The organism is Kribbella qitaiheensis (assembly GCF_042657745.1).
Lineage (GTDB): Bacteria > Actinomycetota > Actinomycetes > Propionibacteriales > Kribbellaceae > Kribbella > Kribbella qitaiheensis.
Window position 1 is genome coordinate 82,287 of sequence record NZ_JBHSKE010000045.1, and the last position, 18,146, is coordinate 100,432.

18 protein-coding genes are annotated in these 18,146 nt (G+C 67.2%); 13 read left to right on the forward strand and 5 right to left on the reverse strand.

Annotated elements, in window-relative coordinates; all coding sequences use genetic code 11:
- Nucleotides 1-8 precede the first annotated feature (8 nt).
- Complete coding sequence (locus ACFPJ1_RS28525) at nucleotides 9-389, forward strand: carboxymuconolactone decarboxylase family protein (protein WP_380108569.1); 381 nt, start codon at nucleotides 9-11, stop codon at nucleotides 387-389.
- A 6-nt stretch (nucleotides 390-395) separates the two neighbouring features.
- On the opposite strand, the gene ACFPJ1_RS28530 is transcribed toward ACFPJ1_RS28525, so the two are convergent.
- Nucleotides 396-2,642 carry a winged helix-turn-helix domain-containing protein gene (locus tag ACFPJ1_RS28530; RefSeq protein ID WP_380108571.1) on the reverse strand — a complete coding sequence of 749 codons (2,247 nt, stop codon included), beginning with the start codon at nucleotides 2,640-2,642 and terminating at the stop codon, nucleotides 396-398.
- Nucleotides 2,643-2,792: 150 nt separating this feature from the next.
- Between ACFPJ1_RS28530 and ACFPJ1_RS28535 the strand changes: the two genes are divergently transcribed.
- The 10 genes from ACFPJ1_RS28535 (at nucleotide 2,793) to ACFPJ1_RS28580 (ending at nucleotide 11,697) form a co-directional block, all read left to right on the forward strand.
- Complete coding sequence (locus ACFPJ1_RS28535; protein ID WP_380108573.1) at nucleotides 2,793-3,752, forward strand: SCO6745 family protein; 960 nt, start codon at nucleotides 2,793-2,795, stop codon at nucleotides 3,750-3,752.
- A 19-nt stretch (nucleotides 3,753-3,771) separates the two neighbouring features.
- Nucleotides 3,772-4,299 carry an ion channel gene (locus ACFPJ1_RS28540; protein WP_380108575.1) on the forward strand — a complete coding sequence of 176 codons (528 nt, stop codon included), beginning with the start codon at nucleotides 3,772-3,774 and terminating at the stop codon, nucleotides 4,297-4,299.
- Nucleotides 4,300-4,435: 136 nt separating this feature from the next.
- Nucleotides 4,436-4,633, forward strand: a complete 198-nt coding sequence (locus tag ACFPJ1_RS28545) for a hypothetical protein (protein ID WP_380108576.1) — start codon at nucleotides 4,436-4,438, stop codon at nucleotides 4,631-4,633.
- A 30-nt stretch (nucleotides 4,634-4,663) separates the two neighbouring features.
- On the forward strand, nucleotides 4,664-5,788 hold the full coding sequence (locus ACFPJ1_RS28550) for an AI-2E family transporter (RefSeq protein ID WP_380108578.1): 1,125 nt from the start codon (nucleotides 4,664-4,666) through the stop codon (nucleotides 5,786-5,788).
- Nucleotides 5,789-5,896: 108 nt separating this feature from the next.
- The gene (locus ACFPJ1_RS28555) at nucleotides 5,897-6,241 is read left to right on the forward strand and encodes a carboxymuconolactone decarboxylase family protein (RefSeq protein WP_380108580.1); all 345 of its coding nucleotides are present in this window, start codon (nucleotides 5,897-5,899) and stop codon (nucleotides 6,239-6,241) included.
- Between the two features lie 114 nt (nucleotides 6,242-6,355).
- Nucleotides 6,356-7,564, forward strand: coding sequence for a cation:proton antiporter domain-containing protein (locus ACFPJ1_RS28560; RefSeq protein WP_380108581.1), 1,209 nt, complete (start codon nucleotides 6,356-6,358; stop codon nucleotides 7,562-7,564).
- A 167-nt stretch (nucleotides 7,565-7,731) separates the two neighbouring features.
- The gene (locus tag ACFPJ1_RS28565) at nucleotides 7,732-7,959 is read left to right on the forward strand and encodes a hypothetical protein (RefSeq protein WP_380108582.1); all 228 of its coding nucleotides are present in this window, start codon (nucleotides 7,732-7,734) and stop codon (nucleotides 7,957-7,959) included.
- Between the two features lie 128 nt (nucleotides 7,960-8,087).
- Nucleotides 8,088-9,593 carry a DUF2252 domain-containing protein gene (locus ACFPJ1_RS28570; protein ID WP_380108584.1) on the forward strand — a complete coding sequence of 502 codons (1,506 nt, stop codon included), beginning with the start codon at nucleotides 8,088-8,090 and terminating at the stop codon, nucleotides 9,591-9,593.
- A gap of 14 nt (nucleotides 9,594-9,607) precedes the next feature.
- Nucleotides 9,608-11,320 (forward strand): SulP family inorganic anion transporter, encoded by a 1,713-nt coding sequence (locus tag ACFPJ1_RS28575; protein WP_380108586.1) that lies wholly within the window; start codon nucleotides 9,608-9,610, stop codon nucleotides 11,318-11,320.
- 110 nt (nucleotides 11,321-11,430) lie between these two features.
- Nucleotides 11,431-11,697, forward strand: a complete 267-nt coding sequence (locus ACFPJ1_RS28580; RefSeq protein ID WP_380108587.1) for a GlsB/YeaQ/YmgE family stress response membrane protein — start codon at nucleotides 11,431-11,433, stop codon at nucleotides 11,695-11,697.
- Here ACFPJ1_RS28580 and ACFPJ1_RS28585 read toward each other — a convergent pair.
- Both ACFPJ1_RS28585 and ACFPJ1_RS28590 read right to left on the reverse strand, forming a co-directional pair.
- Nucleotides 11,690-13,090, reverse strand: a complete 1,401-nt coding sequence (locus tag ACFPJ1_RS28585; RefSeq protein WP_380108588.1) for an MFS transporter — start codon at nucleotides 13,088-13,090, stop codon at nucleotides 11,690-11,692. The genes ACFPJ1_RS28580 and ACFPJ1_RS28585 overlap by 8 nt on opposite strands.
- Entirely contained in the window at nucleotides 13,087-13,647 is a 561-nt protein-coding gene (locus ACFPJ1_RS28590) for a TetR/AcrR family transcriptional regulator (RefSeq protein ID WP_380108590.1), read from the reverse strand. The genes ACFPJ1_RS28585 and ACFPJ1_RS28590 overlap by 4 nt, the downstream gene beginning before the upstream one ends.
- A gap of 256 nt (nucleotides 13,648-13,903) precedes the next feature.
- Between ACFPJ1_RS28590 and ACFPJ1_RS28595 the strand changes: the two genes are divergently transcribed.
- Entirely contained in the window at nucleotides 13,904-16,258 is a 2,355-nt protein-coding gene (locus ACFPJ1_RS28595; RefSeq protein WP_380108592.1) for an arylsulfatase, read from the forward strand.
- A gap of 11 nt (nucleotides 16,259-16,269) precedes the next feature.
- A complete protein-coding gene (locus ACFPJ1_RS28600) occupies nucleotides 16,270-17,223 on the forward strand; it encodes an HAD family hydrolase (protein ID WP_380108593.1) in 954 nt (317 codons plus the stop codon).
- Between the two features lie 4 nt (nucleotides 17,224-17,227).
- Here the strand turns inward: ACFPJ1_RS28600 and ACFPJ1_RS28605 are convergent, their stop codons facing one another.
- Nucleotides 17,228-17,965, reverse strand: a complete 738-nt coding sequence (locus tag ACFPJ1_RS28605; RefSeq protein ID WP_380108595.1) for a DedA family protein — start codon at nucleotides 17,963-17,965, stop codon at nucleotides 17,228-17,230.
- A complete protein-coding gene (locus ACFPJ1_RS28610) occupies nucleotides 17,958-18,143 on the reverse strand; it encodes a SulP family inorganic anion transporter (protein ID WP_380108596.1) in 186 nt (61 codons plus the stop codon). Before ACFPJ1_RS28610 ends, ACFPJ1_RS28605 begins: the two co-directional genes overlap by 8 nt.
- Nucleotides 18,144-18,146: the final 3 nt, after the last annotated feature.

An 18,146-nucleotide genomic window follows, 5' to 3' on the forward strand; every position in this document is an offset into this window, starting at 1 on the left:
AGTCGAGCGTGCTGGCCGGAAAGGAAGCGTTTCCCTTGGACTACACCGCCGTCCTACGCCGCCTCTCCCTCCACGACGACCGGGTCGTTGCGGATGTTCTCGGAGGTGCGGACACCCAGCCCGCGGGACTTGATCCGATTCTCGATCCGAGAACGGTGGCGCTGGTGCGGCTCGCGGCTCTGGTCGCGGTCGGCGGAGCGGTTCCGTCGTACGGCGCTCAGGCCGACGCGGCGGTCGATGCCGGCGCGACGGCGGCCGAGATCGTCGAGGTGCTGGTAGCAGTCATTCCGGTCGTCGGACTGCCGTGCGTGGTTGCGGCGGCGCCGAAGCTGGCGCTGGCGCTGGGGCAGGACGTCGACGAAGCCTTCGGGATCCTGCCCAGTGGGTGATCGCGGTCAGCCGCCGAGCAGACCGATGCTCGTGGCCCGCTGCACCGCGTCATTGCGTGAGGAGACGCCCAGCTTGCGGTAGATCGAGGCGATTTCGGAGCTGACGGTGTTGCGGCTGACGAACAGCCGCTCCCCGATCGCGCTGATCGTCAGATGCGTCTGCAGGTAGGGCAGCAGCCGCAGCTCCGCTCCGGTCAGGGGCGCTGTGCGGGACGATCCGCTTTGGGCGTTCGCCGTCACCGTTTGGCGGACCTCCGATACCTGGTCGACGAGCGCGCCCAGGGCCGGTCGGTGGCGCAAGACCTCGTCGATCTCTCGCAGGAGATGGCGAGCGGTGGCCTGGTCGCCTCGTGTCGAGTACGCCTTGGCGAGCTGCAGCCTGGCGCGCACCGCGTAGAAGGGCAGCGCGAATGTGCACGACGGACGTGCTCGCATCGCCCGGGCGAGCTGTCGGTCCGCCCCTTCCAGATCGCCCCGGTGCACCGCGAGGCGAGCCGCCACGGCGAAGGCCAGCACGCTGACCGCATAGTCTTGCATCCGATGCGCGTCGATGACCGCGAGCGCCCGTTCGACGCGTTCGGCCGCCTCGGCCCAGCGCCCGTGATCCATCGCCAGCAATGCGAGCTCGGCCTCGCCGTCGACGACCGTGTCGGTGTTGCCGAGCGTCGCCCCGATACTGACCGCCTCGACGAACAGCACCCGCGCCTCGTCCAGGTCGGCAGCGAGCAACTGCGCGTGCGCGGACAGGAGAACCGCTGTGTCGAGCCAGGGACTCCATTTCGGCTCCTGGGCTATCGCGACGTCGGCGTCGGCCATCATCTGCTCGGGTCCTGAGGCGCACATGACGGCACGCAGCATGGCCCGGGCAGAGTCGAACGACGCCGTACCGTCCACCGGCACTTGGTCGAACGACGCGGCGTCCACCATCGCCATCCACCGTTCAGCCGCCGCGGTCTGCCCGGTCAAAGCGGTCGCCCAGCCTGCCAGTACGGCGAGCGGTGGATACCCTTCGACAGCGGAGTCGCCCAGCGTCGAGAGCCATCGCTGGACGGTCGACATCTGGCCGGCGTTGTAAGTCGGCAACACCAGGGACGTGACCAGCTGGACGCACCGGTCTCCCACGGTGGTGTTCAACAGGTGCTCGACGGCCAGGCCCGGAGATCCGTTCGACTCGTACCAGTCGGCGGCGCGCAGGTGCAGTTTGACGAGGACCTCGGGCTCGACGCGCCGCAGCTCCGAGAGGAGGAACTCCCGGTACAGGGCGTGGTAGCGGAACCACTCCCGGCGCCGGTCGAGCGGGATCAAGAACGAGTTCGATGCCTCCAGAGCGCGAAGCTTTGCCTGCCCGCCGGATTCGCCCACGACGGCATCACACAGTGGCGCACACAGCTGATCGAGCACCGCCGTACGCCGCAGGAAGCGTTGGGTCTTCCTGGGCAGCAGCATCAACGACTCGCGGTACAAGTAGTCGGCCACAAAACGGTCGTCGCCGGAAACGTTCAGCCCCCGGTCTCGGTCGTGGCCGGCGATCAATGCAGCGAGGTAAAGACCGACCGGCCAGCCCTCGGTCCGCTCGGTCACTGCGGCCGCCAGCTCGGCAGAGATGCCGACGCGGGCTTCGGCGAAGATCTGCTCGGCGCCGGTCTCGTCCAGGGCCAGGTCGCCGGCCTCGAGTTCCACGGCGTCGCCCGACGCGCGAAGCCGCGGCAGGTGGGGCTGCTCGAACCGACTTGCCGCGACCAGTTGGGAGCCTTCGGGTATCCCCGAGATCGCCACGCCGAGGGCGTCGTGACAGGCCGACGCATGGAGCTCATGAAGGTCGTCCACCATGAGCACGAACGGTTCCGGACTCGACCTGAATGCCGAGGCGAGGCGGGGCGCGGCACGTCCCAACACATCCACGCACAAGCCGCCCATGTCGGCGGCCAGGCCGGCGTTGTCCTGGGAGACCCGAGCGTAGGCCGAGGCCAGCAACGTGAGCAGCACCGCGGGGTCGTCGTCGTAGCGGTCCAGGGACACCCAGCCGACCCGACGATCCTCAACGAGCGCCCATTGCGCCAGGAGGGTCGTCTTGCCGTAGCCCGCGGGCGCGGTCACACCGACGACGCGGCAGCCGCTCGCTCGGGTCGCGTCGATGATTTCGGCGCGACTGACCGACCCCTGGCGAGGCTGTGGAATCGAGAGCTTGGCCTCGAGCAGGGATTGGTCAAGCTGAACCGCGGCCGGAGCCGCGGGGCGAGTCCCCTCCCACACGACCCAGAACCTACGTTTGCCGGGGCGTGCGGACCTCATCCCCGGCGAATGAAAGCCGAACCGCAGGTTCACGCGATCTGCACGATGCGGTCCCCTCTCGTTGCGAGTGTGATCGGAGCATCGAGCGATCACTTGACGAGGGAGGTCACCATGGCGACCGACTACAACGAACGGGCCCGGCGGCTGCGGAACGCGGTGGAGCCGGTGGCGGCCGGGGTGTACTTCGCCCCGGAGGCGCACGCGGCGTACGGGAAGCTCGGGTTCGATTCCACCGAGGTGGTGGGTAAGGACGGCATCAGCCGGCCAGAGATGAAGGCGTACTTCACCAGTCGGGGCGCGAGCATGGGCCACGTGCCGGGCGAGGTCGTGGCTGCCGCCTTCGGCTGCTTCAACCCGAAGGTCGTCGTGCCTGGCGTGGAGGCCGGCTGGCAGATCGCCGACCGGGAGGCGGTCCTCGAGGCCCGGCTGCAGGGCGCGACCGCGATGCTGCAGCGGGTGCTCGGTGAGAAGCCCGAGGGCCTGGACCGGGTCACCGAACTGCTGCGGCGGGCGGCGGACGCGGCACCGTGGGCCGGCCGCGTCATCCACTCAGGACTGCGCTCGCTCGGCTTCCCCGGGACCCCGATCGGTGACATGTGGCGGGCCGCGGACCTGGTGCGCGAGCACCGGGGCGACAGCCACGTCATCTCCTGGGCGGTCGGCGGCGTCGACGCCCTGGAGATCCTGCTGCTGACCGAACAGTATTGGGGAGTCCCGGCCCGCGCCTACGCCCCGAGCCGCGGCTGGACCGACGCGGACATGGACGCCGGGTTCGACCGGCTCCGGCAACGTGACCTGATGACCGCCGATGAACGGCTCACCGACGCCGGACGGGCCTTCCGCGAAGAGATCGAGGTCCGCACCGACGAGCTCGAACGACCCCTCCTCGACGCCCTCGGCGACGACCTGGACGAACTGCTGGAGCACCTCGACGCCTGGTCCGAGGCGATCATCGACGCCGGCTCCTACCCCAAGCGGATCGCGGGGGTCTACAACGTCGGCGGCGGACCACACTTCGGCTCGGGACTGACCATCGACACCGCAGCCGAGCTGTTCGGCGGGAAAGCCTGACGATGAATGAAGTGCGCCCATGAGGCCGCTGACCGCCCGGCGGCGGCGGTGGCTGATCACGCGGGGCCTGCTCCGGGCACTCGTCACCGCGGTGGTCATGGTTGCCCTTTACTACGTCCTGCCACTCGATCGCCGATCGGACACCTACGTGTTCGTCGAGCTCGTGATCGGCGTTGCGCTGCTGGCCGGAATGATCGCCTGGCAGGCGCGGGCCATCGTCCGCTCGAACTATCCCGGCATCCGCGCGGTTCAGGCCCTCGCCTCCACGACTCCCCTCTTCCTGCTGCTGTTCGCGTCCACGTACTTCATCCTGAGCCTCGACGATGCCGCGATGTTCACCGAGCCTCTGACCCGGTCGGACTCGCTCTACTTCACCGTCACCATCTTCACCACGGTCGGCTTCGGCGACATCTCTGCCAAGGCGGAGACCACCCGGCTCGTCGTCACCGCCCAGATGCTGCTGGACCTCGTGGTGCTGGGACTCGGCATCCAGGTGATCCTCGGAGCCGTGAAACAGGGCAAGGCCAACGCCGACACCGAAACCTGAGGGGAAGCTCACCGGCCAGGTGAGCCCCGGGATTTCACACGATGTAGGTGATTCGGCATCGAATCTGCGCCGGTTGGATGAAGCATGCCCGTCGCGGCGGCAGGGACCGCGCGGCAAGTCAAGGAGGGTTAGGCAGATGACCGAGCAAACCACACAGCAGAACTACCGGGCGGCAGGCGAGCAGGCAGGAGCGCCCAGCGGCGTCGCGACCGGATTCATCGTGTTCGCCGGCGTGATGATGATCATGTCCGGCGCATTCCAAGCCATCGCCGGCCTGGTCGCACTCCCTGGCCGCCCACGGACGCGACATCGCCGGGTGACCTACGGCCGCTGACTCTCGTACCGGCGGCGACAGGAGAAACAGATGACGAACACGCCCAGCTCGGCACGCGACGTCTACGAGCGGACCCGGCCGTTCGCGCTGACCCTCCTGCTGGGGGCCGCCGCCTTCACCATCGCCATGGCCGGGGTCAGCTCCATCGCCGACATCATCGGGCCGGTGTTCCTGGCCCTGGTCATCACGGTCACCCTGCACCCGATTCGCCGCCGGCTCGAGCGGTACCGGCTGCCCGAATGGGTGGCCTCGATCATCATGCTGCTCGCCGCCTACCTGCTGCTCTTCCTCCTCACCCTTGCCCTGATCGTCTCGGTGGCGCAGCTGGCCGCGCTGATCCCCGGCTACACCGCCCAGATCAACGAGGCGGTCGCCAGCGTGGGCAACACCTTGCGCGATCTCGGGGTCAAGCAGGATCAGATCAATGCCGTGGTCAATGCGGTCGACCCGGCGCAGCTCGTCGACCTCGCGATGTCGGTGCTGTCCAGCACGCTGGGAGTCGTCAGCAATCTCTTCTTCCTGTTCACGGTCCTGCTCTTCATGGCCTTCGACACCGACTCCACCCGCCGCAGCCTGGCGACACTCGGCGAACGCTTCCCCTATCCCGTGGCCGCACTGGCCAACTTCGCGCGGGGCACTCGCAACTACATGGGCGTCTCGGCCGGCTTCGGACTCATCGTCGCGGTCCTCGACGGCATCGCCCTGCAGATCATGGGCGTGCCCGGGGCGTTCGTGTGGGCTGTGCTCGCCTTCGTCACCAACTTCATCCCCAACATCGGCTTCGTCATCGGCGTGATCCCACCCGCGCTGATCGCGCTGCTGGACAGCGGCCCGGGGACGATGATCGCCGTGATCATCGTCTACAGCGTGATCAACTTCCTGATCCAGTCGGTCATCCAGCCACGCGTGGTCGGCGACGCCGTCGGACTCTCGGCGATGCTGACCTTCCTCTCCCTGGTGTTCTGGACCTGGGTGATAGGGCCGGTCGGCGCGCTGCTCGCCGTACCGCTCACACTCCTCACCAAGGCTCTGCTGGTCGAATCCGACCCCCGTACACGGTGGGCTATCCCTCTCATCGCCGGTACGCCGGCGCCGGGCAAGGAGCCGGAATCCAAGGCGGCGACCGAACCTCTCCAAGAGGAACCGTTGGGATGAGCTCGAGATGGTTCATTCAATCTGGATGATGCCTCGAACCAGCAGCAGGCGCAGGGTGGGCTGTGGCGGTCGGACTCGCCGTCACAGCACACTTTCTTAGGAGAAGCCATGTCGGATCCCACCTCGTCAGACACCCCGGTCCTCGACCTCCTCGAGCGCATGACCGTGGATTCCGTAGCCACGTCGAGCCTCGATGCCCAATCCATCGCGCTCGTCAGGCTCGCCGCCCTGGTGGCCAGCGACGCACCTGCGGTGTCCTACGCCCTGAACCTGGCCGTCGACGCCGAGATTGGCCTCGGCCCCGAGGACGTTCGCGGTGTCCTCGCCGCGATCGCACCCATCGTCGGAACCTCGCGGGTTGCCGCGGCGACCGGCCGCATCGTGACAGCGATCGGCGTCGCCATCGAGGTGGCTTCGGCAGAAATGGATGCCGACCTCGCCGCCAGTGAGTGAGCGCACTCACACTGAGCGACCCCGATGACTGAGCAGCCGGTCCTGGCCACGACACCAGGTGCCCCGCGGCCGCCGGCCCACGACCCGCTCTGAGGTTGATCGGAGGGTAGCTGGATGGAAGGCCTGTCGCTGGTCCTGGTGCTTGCCACGATCTTCGGCTGGTGTGTCCTGGCCAATCGCCTCGAGCGGCCAGGACTCACTGCCCCGATCGTCTTCGTGGCTGCCGGCTTCATTTTCGTCGAGCTGTTCGGGCTCTTCGACGCCGGTGTCGATCCCGAGCTGGTCAAGGTCATCGCCGAAGTGACACTGGTGTGGGTCCTCTTCGGCGACGCGTCAAAGGTTCGGCTGAGTCAGTTTCGCCGGGATCTGAGCAGCTACGTGCGACTGCTTGGTGTCGGCCTTCCACTGACGGTAGCGCTGGGAGCCGCCGTCGCGATCGTGGTCCTGGACTTCGACCCGTGGGCAGCCCTGCTGATCGGAGCCGCGCTGGCTCCGACCGACGCGGCGCTCGGAGCTACGGTGATGTCGAACCCTCGGGTCCCCGACAAGGTTCGCAGCGCACTCAACGTCGAGAGCGGGCTCAACGACGGCATCGCCACCCCGATCGTGCTTGTGGCGATCGCCGGTGTCGCCGCGGATCAGGGGATCGCCGGTGTGGAGGGCCCGGGGCGAGCCGTGCTGGCCCTGGTGGTAGGCGTGTTGGCGGGTGTCGTGGTCGGCGGGCTCGGCGGCGCCCTGACAAAGCTGGCGCGCGGAAAGGGCTGGCTCTCCGAGGAGCTCGCCGGGCCGGCCGTGCTGGCCCTTGCCCTGCTTGCCTACACCGGAGCACTGCTGGTCGACGGCAACGGCTTCGTCGCAGCCTTCGTGGGCGGACTGGTCTTCGGCAATGTCGCGGGACGCGGCGGCGAGAAGGAGGTCTACTTCGTCGAGCAGTCCGGTGCGTTGGCCTCCATGATCAGCTGGCTCGTCTTCGGTGTTCTGGCGGTGCCCGTGATCAGCGACGCGTGGAGCTGGAGCGTGCTCTTCTACGTGGCGTTGAGCCTGACCCTGGTGCGGATGATTCCGGTCGCGCTGGCCCTGCTCGGTGCCGGTTTCGACCGGTATGCCGTGGTCTTCATCGGCTGGTTCGGCCCTCGCGGCCTCGCCTCGGTCATCTTCGCCTTGCTGGCCCTGGAGGCCCTCGACGAGGCCGGATCCGACATCGTGGCGGTCATCTCTCTCACCGTCGTGATCAGCGTGGTTGTTCACGGCCTCAGCGCCGGGCCGCTGGCGAACAGGTTCCAGGCGTCACCGGCTGCCCCGGTACGCCGTACCGACGCGTAGCCGTGGTTCGGCAATTCACCCCGCGCGGATGATGTCCGCCATCGGTGACTCGCGCAACGATCCAAGTCGACAGCTACGGGCCAAGAGTGCGCGATAGGAGTGTCATGGGGTGCTTGTTCGCCTTGCTTGCGGGGGTTTTTCCGCGCTTGGCTCTGTTCATCGTCTGGGTGGCACGACCCAAGTTGGTGGACGCGGCCTTCGACACGTGGTTCTGGCCGCTGCTCGGCATCGTCTTCCTTCCCTTCGCGACTCTCATGTACGTGATCCTCTACACCGGGGGCGGCCTGAACGGGTTCGACTGGTTCTGGGTGGTCCTGGCCGGCTTCTTCGATCTCGTGCACTGGGGTGCCGGTTATACGCAGCGACGACAGGTGCCTGGCTATCCAGGCGCCTAATCCTCCTGCAGGGGTGATGCGGCAGCCCGGGTCCTGCTGAATCGTCGGCAGGGTACGCGGATTGCAGGGTGGTGACTCCGGCTCGTTCGACGAGCGGCGCCTGCAACGCAGAGAGAGGGCGGCCGATCATGGCGACGAAGGTTGAGCATCTGACTCTGGAGGATCGCAGAGCACGCGGTCTGGAGGCTCGCGATCGAGCGAAGCCGGACAGTCACGCAGGGTGGAAGCCCGCAGCGGACCGGGCGGATCCGGTGGCGCTCATCGAGGAGCAGAACCTCCGGCGTGACCCAGACCTGATTCCGGTGCGGCACGGCCGGATGATGGCCTCGCCGTTCACGTTCTACCGCGGTGCCGCCAAGATCATGGCCGCGGACCTCGCGGAGACACCCACGGCCGGTCTCCAGGTCCAACTGTGTGGGGACGCCCATCTGTCGAACTTCGGGGTCTTCGCATCGCCGGAGCGACACCTGGTGTTCGACGTCAACGACTTCGACGAGACTCTTCCGGGCCCGTTCGAGTACGACGTCAAACGGCTGGCCGCGAGTCTCATGGTGGCGGCACAGAACAACGGCTGCTCGGACTCGGACGCTCGTGCGATCACGAGGGCCTGTGTCACCTCCTACCGGGAGACGATGGCCGAGTTCGCCGCCATCAAGACCCTCGACATCTGGTACGCCCACCTCGCCGAGGACCAGATCAAGCAGTCGGTGACCGCCTTCCTGGCCGGAACCGACGGCAAGGGCAAAGACAAGGACAAGGGATCCAAGAAGGGCAAGAGCAAGGGCACGGGCGAGCAGGACGGCATGAGCGGGATGACGTCGAAGCAGGTGAAAGAGGCCCAGAAGCGCTTTGCGAAGAACGCACAGAAGACGCACTCCCGCACCAGCGACCAGGCCCTGTCCAAGCTCGGCGAAAAGGTCGACGGCCGCTACCGCATCGCCAGTGTCCCGCCAGTGATCGTCCCCGTGCGCGAGCTCCACACGACGTACGGCGTAGACCCCGACGAGCTCGGCGAAGTCGTCTTCAAGCTGTTCCGGGACTATCGTTCCACCCTTCGGCTCGACATTCGACAACTACTGGAGCGGTTCGAGGTCGTCGACTGGGCACGGAAGGTCGTCGGCGTCGGCAGTGTCGGAACTCGAGCGTTCATCGTCCTCCTGCAGGGCCGTGACGGTGGCGATCCGCTGTTCCTCCAGGTCAAGGAAGCCACCAGGTCGGTTCTCGAAGGACCCTTGCGCAAGAGCGCATTCAGGCAACCGGGCGAGCGGGTGGTCCAGGGCCAGCGCTTGATGCAGGCCAGCAGCGACATCTTCCTGGGCTGGTCCAAGGGTGTTCAGGCCGACCGCTACTTCTACTGGCGCCAACTGCGCGACATGAAGGGCTCAGCGCTCGTGGAGCTGATGGTGCCCGCGGAGCTGGCCTTCTACGGCCGCACCTGCGGGTGGACCCTGGCCCGTGCGCACGCACGATCCGGCGACCCGGTTTCCATCGCTGCCTACCTCGGCGATGACGATGCCTTCGACAAGTCGATCACCGACTTCGCCGAACGCTACGCAGCCCAGAACGACCTGGACTTCGCAGACTTCACCAAGGCCATCAGCTCGAACCGGATCGAAGCCATCCAGAATGTCTGAACCGGGAAGGTGGCATGAAGCTGATCCCCGAGTCGCTGCGTGGGTACCGCCGGGCCTGGCTGGCTCGGGACGTCATCGCCGGTCTGACCCTGTCGGCGGTGGCGATCCCCGAGGTGATGGGCTACACGTCCATTGCCGGTACGCCGATAGTGACCGGGCTCTACACCATCATCTTCCCCACCCTGATCTTCGCCCTGCTGGGCTCGTCGCGGCTGCTGGTCGTGGGCGCGGACTCGGCCACCGCTGCGGTGCTCGCCGCCGGCCTGAGCGGTCTCGGCATCGCCGGAGTCAACCCCGGATCGCCTGACTGGCTTGCCTTCGCCAGTCTGACGGCCCTGATCTGCGGTGTGCTGCTGGTCGTGGCGCGCCTGCTGCGACTGGGCTTTATCGGGGACTTCCTGAGCGCGTCGGTACTGATCGGGTTCCTCACCGGCGTCGGCATCCAGGTGTTGTCCGGGCAGATTCCGGACCTGCTCGGCATCCCAAAGGGCAAAGGCGGCTGGTTCGAACAGCAGTGGCACTGGATCACCTCGCTGTCATCGATCAGCCTCGGCGCGTTCGCCTTCGGGCTCGGCACGATCGTGATCATCCTGGTCTTCAAGCGCTTCATCCAGGTTGTCCCGGGTGCCATCGTCGCCGTCGTGCTGCTGACCGCCATCTCCGCCCTGGCCGACGCGCGCGCGCATGGTGTGGCCGTGGTGGGCGCGGTGCAGGGCGGATTCCCGCCGATCGGCCTGCCGTCGGGCGTCTCCTGGTCTGACGTGCCCAAGGTGCTGCCGACTGCCATTTCCTGCTTCGTGCTCATCGTCGCCCAGAGCGCCGCGACCTCCCGCAGCTTCGCGTTCAAACACGGAGACGCCGTCGACATCAACCGCGACATCGTGGGGCTCAGCGGCGCCAGCCTCGCCGCCGGCCTCAGTGGCACCTTCGTGGTCAACGGCAGCCCGACCAAGACGCAGATCCTCGACGAGCAGAAAGGGCGCACCCAGCTCGCCAACCTGACGATGGCGGCCGTCGCGTTGCTGTTCACATTATTCTTCACCGGGCTACTGACCGACATGCCCGCGGCAGTGCTCGCCGGGATCGTCTTCCTCATCGGCGTCAGCCTGATCGACCTGCCCGGCATGAAGCGGCTGTGGATGCGACGCAAGAACGAGTTCGTGGTGGCTCTGATCACGGCGGTCACCGTCTTCGCCGTCGGCGTCGAAGAGGGAATCATCCTCGCCATCGTGCTCTCGCTACTCGACCTCGTCCGGCGGCAGTACAACCCAGGCGACTTCGTCATCGGTCAGAACCAGGCCGGCGAACCGACGTACCTGCCGGCAGTGCCAGGCGCGCAGAGCCTGCCCGGGCTGGTTGTCTTCCGCTACGACGCGGAACTCTTCTACGCCAACGCCAACCGCTTCGCCGACCACTTCGAGTCGGTGATCTCCGCCGCTCCCGACCCGGTCCGCTGGGTAGCGCTGGACTGCGGCGCGATCGACGACATCGACTACTCGGCCGGGATCACCCTGGCCAACCTGGTCAACTACAGCCGGGCTCACCAGGCCCGCTTCGTGCTCGTCCGACCGGACACCCAGTTGGTCGCGACGCTCCGCGTGTACGGGATCTTGGAAACGATCGGCGAGGACAACGTCTACCCGACCCTCAGGACAGCCTTCAACGCCTACCGCGCCGACCCAGACACGGCGCCCGTGGCGACCCCGGGCTCAGCAGACCCCGGCTAGGAGTTCGCATGGACAGGCGGCCTGGACCACTCAGCACCAGTACGGGTGAAGGTGGTGGCTCATCCGTAGTGGCTGGTGCGATCGGCGCTCCGAGGCCGTAGCGTCGGGCCATGCTCATCATCGGGATCTTGCTGTTCGGCATGCTCGTGGGAGCCGCGGCGCAACTTCTGCTCGGCACCCGCGGACACGGCATCAACTGGACGACCGCCATCGTCGCCGGTTTGCTCGGCTCCATCGTCGGCGGTCTGCTCATCAGCTTGCTGGCCGGCGACGGCCTCTCGCTGCGTCCGAGCGGCATCATCGGCTCGATCGGCGGCGCGATCCTGGTGACCCTCGCCTGGAACTACTGGCAGGGTCGACGGAGCAAGGTCACCTGACCGTCGCGGCCGTACGTTCACGGGCGAGGGCGATGGTGGTCAGCGCGGCTCCTGCTGTTGCCGCGGCGCCGATCCATGCCGCCGTGGTGTAGGCGGCGTCGGTCGGGAAGAGACTGCCGGTGTCGGTCCCTGCGGCTAGCACTAGGCCGCCGACGGCACTTCCGAGGGAGAAGCCGACGCTGCGCACGACTTGGTTGAAGCTCATGGCACTCGACGTCTCGCTCTGCGGAGTCACGGCCAGGATGACCGCCGGCATGGCAGCAGAGAAGCTGCCGACACCGAAGCCGAGGATTGCCATCGCCACCAGCAGGTCGGCGACGTTCGAGCGGGCGACGGCGAAGAGTACGAAGGCGCCGAGGACGACGATGGCACTGTCGGCCAGGGACAAGGGTGCGCCGATCCGCTCGCGAAGGCGAGGGGTGACCTTGCCCGCGATGAAACCCAGCAGGGAGAACGGAACGAGCACCAGGCCGGCGGCGAAAGTGGTGAGCCCGAAGCCGTAGCCGGTACTGCGTGGCGTTTGGGCGTACCGGGTGATGAGAGTCAGCAGGAGGTACATGCCGACGCCGCCGACCAGCGTGACGACGTTGGCGACGGCGACCGCTCGGTGCCGCACCAGCCGGACGTCAACGAGCGGCGACGTCGCGCGGCGTTCGTACGCCGTCCAGACGCTGAGCAGGAGCACCGCAAGAGCCGCCAGGGCTACGGCGAGGCGGACGTGTTGGCTCCACAGACTGGTCTCACTGGCGAGAAGAAGAACGAGGAACAGCCCACCAGCGAGGAGTAGGGCGCCGGGCACGTCCACCCGAGCAGAGCGCCCCTCGGGCGGGACGGGCATGCTGCGCAAGGCCGCCAGGAAAGCGACTGCCGTGACAACACCACCGAGCGCATAAGCGGCGCGCACTCCCCCGAGTTCCGCCAGCAGACCAGCGAGCGGATAGCCGACGCCGATACCGATGGTGGACGCCACCGATACCAGCGCGATCGTGGCTGCCCCCCGTTGCTCGGGGAGATGGTCCCGGGCCACGCCCATCATCAGTGCGGTCAGACCCAGACCGACGCCTTGCGCGCCTCGGCCGACGAGCAACCAGGCGAAGGGCAAGGGAAGGACGGTGAGCGCACTTCCCGCAACCACAACCGCCAGCGTGGCGAGGATGGTGCCACGGCGATGCGGACCAGCCCCCAAGCGCCCGAGGACGGGTGTCGCGATTGCTCCGCAGAGCAGGGTGATGGTCAGCGTCCACTGCGCGCTGGCGAGAGACACCTGGAACGTGGTCGCCACGCTGGTGATGAGGGGCGCCCCGAGACTGCCGACCGCGGCGACGACCAGAGCGATGAAGAACAGCGAGGGCACCAGCAACCGAGGCTCGGATCGATTTTCCGGGACGTTCATTGGTTCGTCTCGGTCGTGATGTGATCGAACAGGCCGGCCTGAATGCGAGTCCGTACGCCGCTTGCCCACGGCTCGTCCAGTTCGGCGACCTGGAGGGCGGCGCCGTTGTTGAGCAGCATTCCGAAGGCCAGGAACGCCTTGATGGTGACCGCGTCGAGTCCGGTGGCGTCGGCGACCGTCTGCCACATCCGCCCGAAGCTGTCGCGCACGGCATCGCGAACCTCGGGATCGCCGCACGCGGCGAAGCCCTGGAGCTGGAGGAGCAGCGACGTACGGTCGGCCAACAGCTCGTTGTACTGGGCACCCATCAGGGCGAGTCCGTCGAGCCCGGTCTCGGTACCGGCGGCGTCGCGCATCCCTTCGGTCAGGCGATCGAAGGCCGCGATCACCACCTCCAGGAACAGGGCCTTCTTGGTCCCGAACATCCGGAAGATGTACGCCTGGGTGATCTCGGCCCGTCGGGCGATCAACTCGGTCGACGCCCCATGCAGGCCGCCATCGGCGAACTCCTCTGCCGCGATCCGCAGGACCTGCTGCCTGCGGTCCGACCCACTCATCCTTTGCCTGCGCTCCACACTCCGAGGTTACTAGTCACTAACTACTAACCTCAAGCCGAGGACCACCGCTTGCTGACCCGTGCGATCCAGGTTGTCCGGCGAGAAGCCGGATCATCCGTTGCGGGGGACGACTTGGGCAGCGGGCTCGACCGAAGCTGAGCTGAAGGCAATTGCCGCCCGCCCCCGGCGGCCACGTCGGCGGGGTGAGCCGAGCCCGCCGAGCCAAGCAGCGACAAGAATGAGGAGTGAGTGAGCTATGCCTGTGCCGTTCCGCGGGAAGGTCAATGTCGATATCCGCGACTCCGATCCGGACTGGACGCCCTTCGAGCCGCCGAAGGCACCGGAGGGAGCGCCGAATGTCGTCTACATCGTGCTGGATGACGTCGGGTTCTCGGCGATGAGCAGCTACGGCGGCCCGATCGAGACCCCCAACATCGACGCGATCGCCTCGCGCGGCGTGCGCTTCACCCAGTGGCACACGACGGCGCTGTGCTCGCCGACCCGGTCGTGTCTGCTCACCGGCCGCAACCACACACGCAACAGCATGGCGTGCATCACCGAGGCGGCCATCGGCTTCCCGAACGCGAGCGGCACGATCCCACCGGAGAACGGGATGCTCCCGGAGATCCTCGGGGAGCGCGGCTGGAACACGTACATGGTGGGCAAGTGGCACCTGTGCCCGACCGACGAGATGAACCTCGCGGCGACCCGTCGCAACTGGCCGAGCGGCCGGGGCTTCGAACGCTGGTACGGGTTCCTGGGCGCGGAGACGAACCAGTGGTATCCCGACCTGGTCTACGACAACCACCCGGTGGATCAGCCACGCTCACCCGAGGAGGGCTACCACCTCACCGACGACCTCACCGACAAGTCGATCGAGTTCATCAAGGACGCCAAGTCGATCGCTCCGGACAAGCCGTTCTTCCTGTACTACGCACCTGGCGCCTGCCACGCACCCCATCACGCTCCGAAGGAGTGGATCGAGAAGTTCGCGGGCCGCTTCGACGAGGGCTACGAGGCGATGCGGGAACAGACCCTGGCCCGGCAGAAGGAGCTCGGTCTGGTGCCGGCCGACACCGAACTGCCTCCGGTGAATCCGATCGGCACGCCCCAGACGCGCACCGGCCCGGACGGCCAGCCGTTCCCGGAGCTGGACTACACCCGCCCGTGGGACACGCTGAACGACGACGAGAAGCGCCTGTTCGCCCGGATGGCCGAGGTGTACGCCGGGTTCCTCGGGCACGTCGACCACCACATCGGCCGGTTGCTCGCCTACCTGGAGCAGACCGACCAGCTGGAGAACACCATGGTCATCGTCGTGTCCGACAACGGCGCGAGCGGCGAGGGCGGACCGAACGGCTCGGTCAACGAGATGAAGTTCGCGAACGGGATTCCCGACGACCTGGCGGAGAACCTCGCGAAGCTCGACGAGCTGGGCGGCACGAGGACGTACAACCACTACCCGAACGGCTGGGCGATGGCGTTCAACACGCCGTTCAAGATGTGGAAGCGGTACGAGTTCAACGGCGGTACCGCGGACCCCTGCATCATCTCGTGGCCGATGGGCGCGCCCGCACGCGGCGAGATCCGCCACCAGTACCACCACGCGATCGACATCGTCCCGACGATCCTCGACGTCCTCGGCGTCGAAGCCCCGGAGGCGATCAAGGGACACACCCAGAGCGCCTTCGACGGGATCAGCATGCGCGGCAGCATCGACGACAAGACTGCCGAGTCCGGACGAAAGACGCAGTTCTACTCGATGCTGGGGTCGCGCTCGATCTGGCACGAGGGCTGGAAGGCGGTCACCACCCACCCGACCGTGTCCGGCTGGGCCAACTTCAACGCCGACGAGTGGGAGCTGTACCACGTCGACGTCGATCGGTCCGAGATCAACAACCTGGCGGCGGAGCAGCCGGAGAAGCTGCGCGAGCTGGTGAACATCTGGTTCGCCGAGGCCGGCGCGAACGGCGCCTTCCCGCTCGACGATCGCTCCGCACTGGAGATCCTGAGTACCCCCAGGCCCCAGCTCAGCGCTCCGGCGGACCGGTACGTGTATTACCCGGACACTGCCGCGGTCTCGGAGTGGCAGGCGGTCAACACCCGTGGCCGCTCGTTCGTGATCGGTGCGTTGGTCGACACTCCGGCACCGGGAGCCGAAGGTGTGCTGTTCGCCATGGGGGCCCGGTTCGGCGGCCACGCCCTGTACGTGAAGGACAACAGGTTGCACTACGTGAACAGCTTCGTCGGCGCGCTGGAGCAGCAGGTGGTCGGTACGAAGGACATCCCGACGGGCGAGAACCTGATCCTTTCGGCGTCCTTCGAGAAAGAAGGGATGACCCCCGAGGCTGCGACCGGAACGCTCTCGCTGTACCACGGCAAGGAGAAGGTCGGCGAGGGACAGATCAAGACTCAGCTCGGAGCCTTCGCCATCGCCGGATCAGGTCTCTACGTCGGACGGCACAACGGAGAGCCGATCACCGATGACTACCCGGGCGAGCCCCCGCACACGTTCACCGGTGGCACGATCAACCGGGTCGCGGTCGACGTCAGCGGCGAGCCGTACATGGATCTCGAACGCGAAGCCGCCCTGATGCTGATGCGCGAGTAGGAGGCCCGGCAATGAGCACAGCACAGCGATCCGATGCCCACTTGGCGTCCTGGAACGACACCCCGACGCGACAGGCGTTGGTGGACTACGTCGACGGCGCCGTACAGGAAGGCGGGGCGCAGTACGTTCCGCTCTCCGAGCGGATCGCGGTGTTCGACAACGACGGCACGCTGTGGTGCGAGAAGCCGATGCCGCCCGAGCTCGGTTTCGTCCTGCAGCGGCTCGCGGAGATGGCCGAACAGGACCCGAGCCTCCGAACCCGGCAGCCCTGGCAGGCCGCCCGGGAGAAGGACTATGCCTGGCTCGGGGGCGTGCTCACCAAGCACTACCACGGTGACGACAGCGACGTGAAAGTCCTGCTGGGCGGCATCCTGCAGGCGTTCGCCACGGTCAGTGTCGACACCTACGCGGAGCTGGCCGAGCGCTTCCTCCTGACCACACACCACCCCACGCTCGGCCGTCGGCTCCGGGACTGCGCCTACCTCCCGATGGTCGAACTGTTGCACTACCTGGAGGCCAACGGATTCACGACCTACATAGCGTCGGGAGGTGACCGCGACTTCATGCGACCGGTCACCTCCGAGATCTACGGCATTCCGGCCGAGCGGGTGATCGGCAGCTCCGCCGGGCTCAGGTATCAGGAGGACGACAGCGGAGGATCACTCGTCTACCAGGCCGAGATGGATGTCTTCGACGACGGTCCGATGAAGCCCGTCCGCATCTGGAGCCGGACCGGTCAGCGGCCCGTGATCGCCGGCGGCAACTCCAACGGCGATATCCCGATGCTCCAGTACGCCGGGCTTCCCTCGCGTCCCGGGCTACGGATGCTGATCCTGCACGACGACGAGGAACGCGAGTTCAGCTACACCTCCGGCGCCGAGACATCGCTCGAGCGGGCGCGCGCACAGGACTGGACGGTGGTGAGCGTCAAGAACGACTGGGCAACAGTCTTCGCCGAACTCTGAAGGGTCAGGGCTGCACGGGGTCCCCGCCGGCGGTACGGCGCCGGCGGGCGACCAGGAAGACGACGCCGATCCCGATGGTGGTGAGGGCGCCGGAGAGGATCACCGAGGCGAGCGGGAAGCCGGCCAGGGCCGTGCCGACGAGGTAGGCCAGGCCGCAGGTGTAGACCGACCAGATGGTTCCGCCGATGGCCGACCACAACAGGAAGTGCCGGTACGGATAGGCCGCGAGCCCGAGAGTCGCGTTGACGACGAATCTCAGCCCGGGCAGGTAGCGGCCGAAGATCAGCAGCGGTGCGGCGCTCGTACCGATGAAGTTCATGCCTGCCGCGACCTTCTGGTGCCTCATCAGCGCGTCCAACCGGGGCTGGAACCTGGCCCTGTTGCGCCGGGCGATCCAGTAGAGCGCCGAGTCGCCGGCGACGGCTCCAGCGGCACCGGCCACCATGATCAGCACCAGGTTCAGCATCCCCTGGGCGGCCAGCGTGGAGGCGGCGTTCAGGGTCGTCTCCCCCGGGAACACCGCGCACAACGCATCGCCGAAGACCAGCAGGAAGACCGCCAGGTAGGCCCAGTTCCCACTGTTCTCGTCGATCGTGGAGAAGCCGTCGCCGCCACTCAGGATCTGCAGCACCACGATGACGATCAGTAGCGCGGCCAGCACGAGCGAGACGACAACCACCGGATGCCTGAGCCCTTGCCGACGCTCCCGGCTCTGCTCAGCGTTCTCCACCGGTTCAGCCACGTGGACCCCCTTGGCGGATGGCGTACAGGCCGACCACTGGCGACACCCCCGCGATGGACGCGTAGGCGAGGCTTTCCGGGATCAGCACCGCCCACACCGTGAGGCCGGCGACCAGGTCAGCGCGCAGCCATTCAGGCCGGTACCCGCATAAGGACGGGAACACGGTCGGCACCCGCATCGA

Coding starts and splice junctions, on each gene's coding strand:
- ACFPJ1_RS28535 (WP_380108573.1), top strand. CDS start 2,793: ATGGCGACCGACTACAACGAACGGGCCCGGCGGCTGCGGAACGCGGTG.
- ACFPJ1_RS28540 (WP_380108575.1), top strand. CDS start 3,772: ATGAGGCCGCTGACCGCCCGGCGGCGGCGGTGGCTGATCACGCGGGGC.
- ACFPJ1_RS28545 (WP_380108576.1), top strand. CDS start 4,436: ATGACCGAGCAAACCACACAGCAGAACTACCGGGCGGCAGGCGAGCAG.
- ACFPJ1_RS28550 (WP_380108578.1), top strand. CDS start 4,664: ATGACGAACACGCCCAGCTCGGCACGCGACGTCTACGAGCGGACCCGG.
- ACFPJ1_RS28555 (WP_380108580.1), top strand. CDS start 5,897: ATGTCGGATCCCACCTCGTCAGACACCCCGGTCCTCGACCTCCTCGAG.
- ACFPJ1_RS28560 (WP_380108581.1), top strand. CDS start 6,356: ATGGAAGGCCTGTCGCTGGTCCTGGTGCTTGCCACGATCTTCGGCTGG.
- ACFPJ1_RS28570 (WP_380108584.1), top strand. CDS start 8,088: ATGGCGACGAAGGTTGAGCATCTGACTCTGGAGGATCGCAGAGCACGC.
- ACFPJ1_RS28575 (WP_380108586.1), top strand. CDS start 9,608: ATGAAGCTGATCCCCGAGTCGCTGCGTGGGTACCGCCGGGCCTGGCTG.
- ACFPJ1_RS28580 (WP_380108587.1), top strand. CDS start 11,431: ATGCTCATCATCGGGATCTTGCTGTTCGGCATGCTCGTGGGAGCCGCG.
- ACFPJ1_RS28585 (WP_380108588.1), bottom strand. CDS start 13,090: ATGAACGTCCCGGAAAATCGATCCGAGCCTCGGTTGCTGGTGCCCTCG.
- ACFPJ1_RS28590 (WP_380108590.1), bottom strand. CDS start 13,647: ATGAGTGGGTCGGACCGCAGGCAGCAGGTCCTGCGGATCGCGGCAGAG.
- ACFPJ1_RS28595 (WP_380108592.1), top strand. CDS start 13,904: ATGCCTGTGCCGTTCCGCGGGAAGGTCAATGTCGATATCCGCGACTCC.
- ACFPJ1_RS28600 (WP_380108593.1), top strand. CDS start 16,270: ATGAGCACAGCACAGCGATCCGATGCCCACTTGGCGTCCTGGAACGAC.
- ACFPJ1_RS28610 (WP_380108596.1), bottom strand. CDS start 18,143: ATGCGGGTGCCGACCGTGTTCCCGTCCTTATGCGGGTACCGGCCTGAA.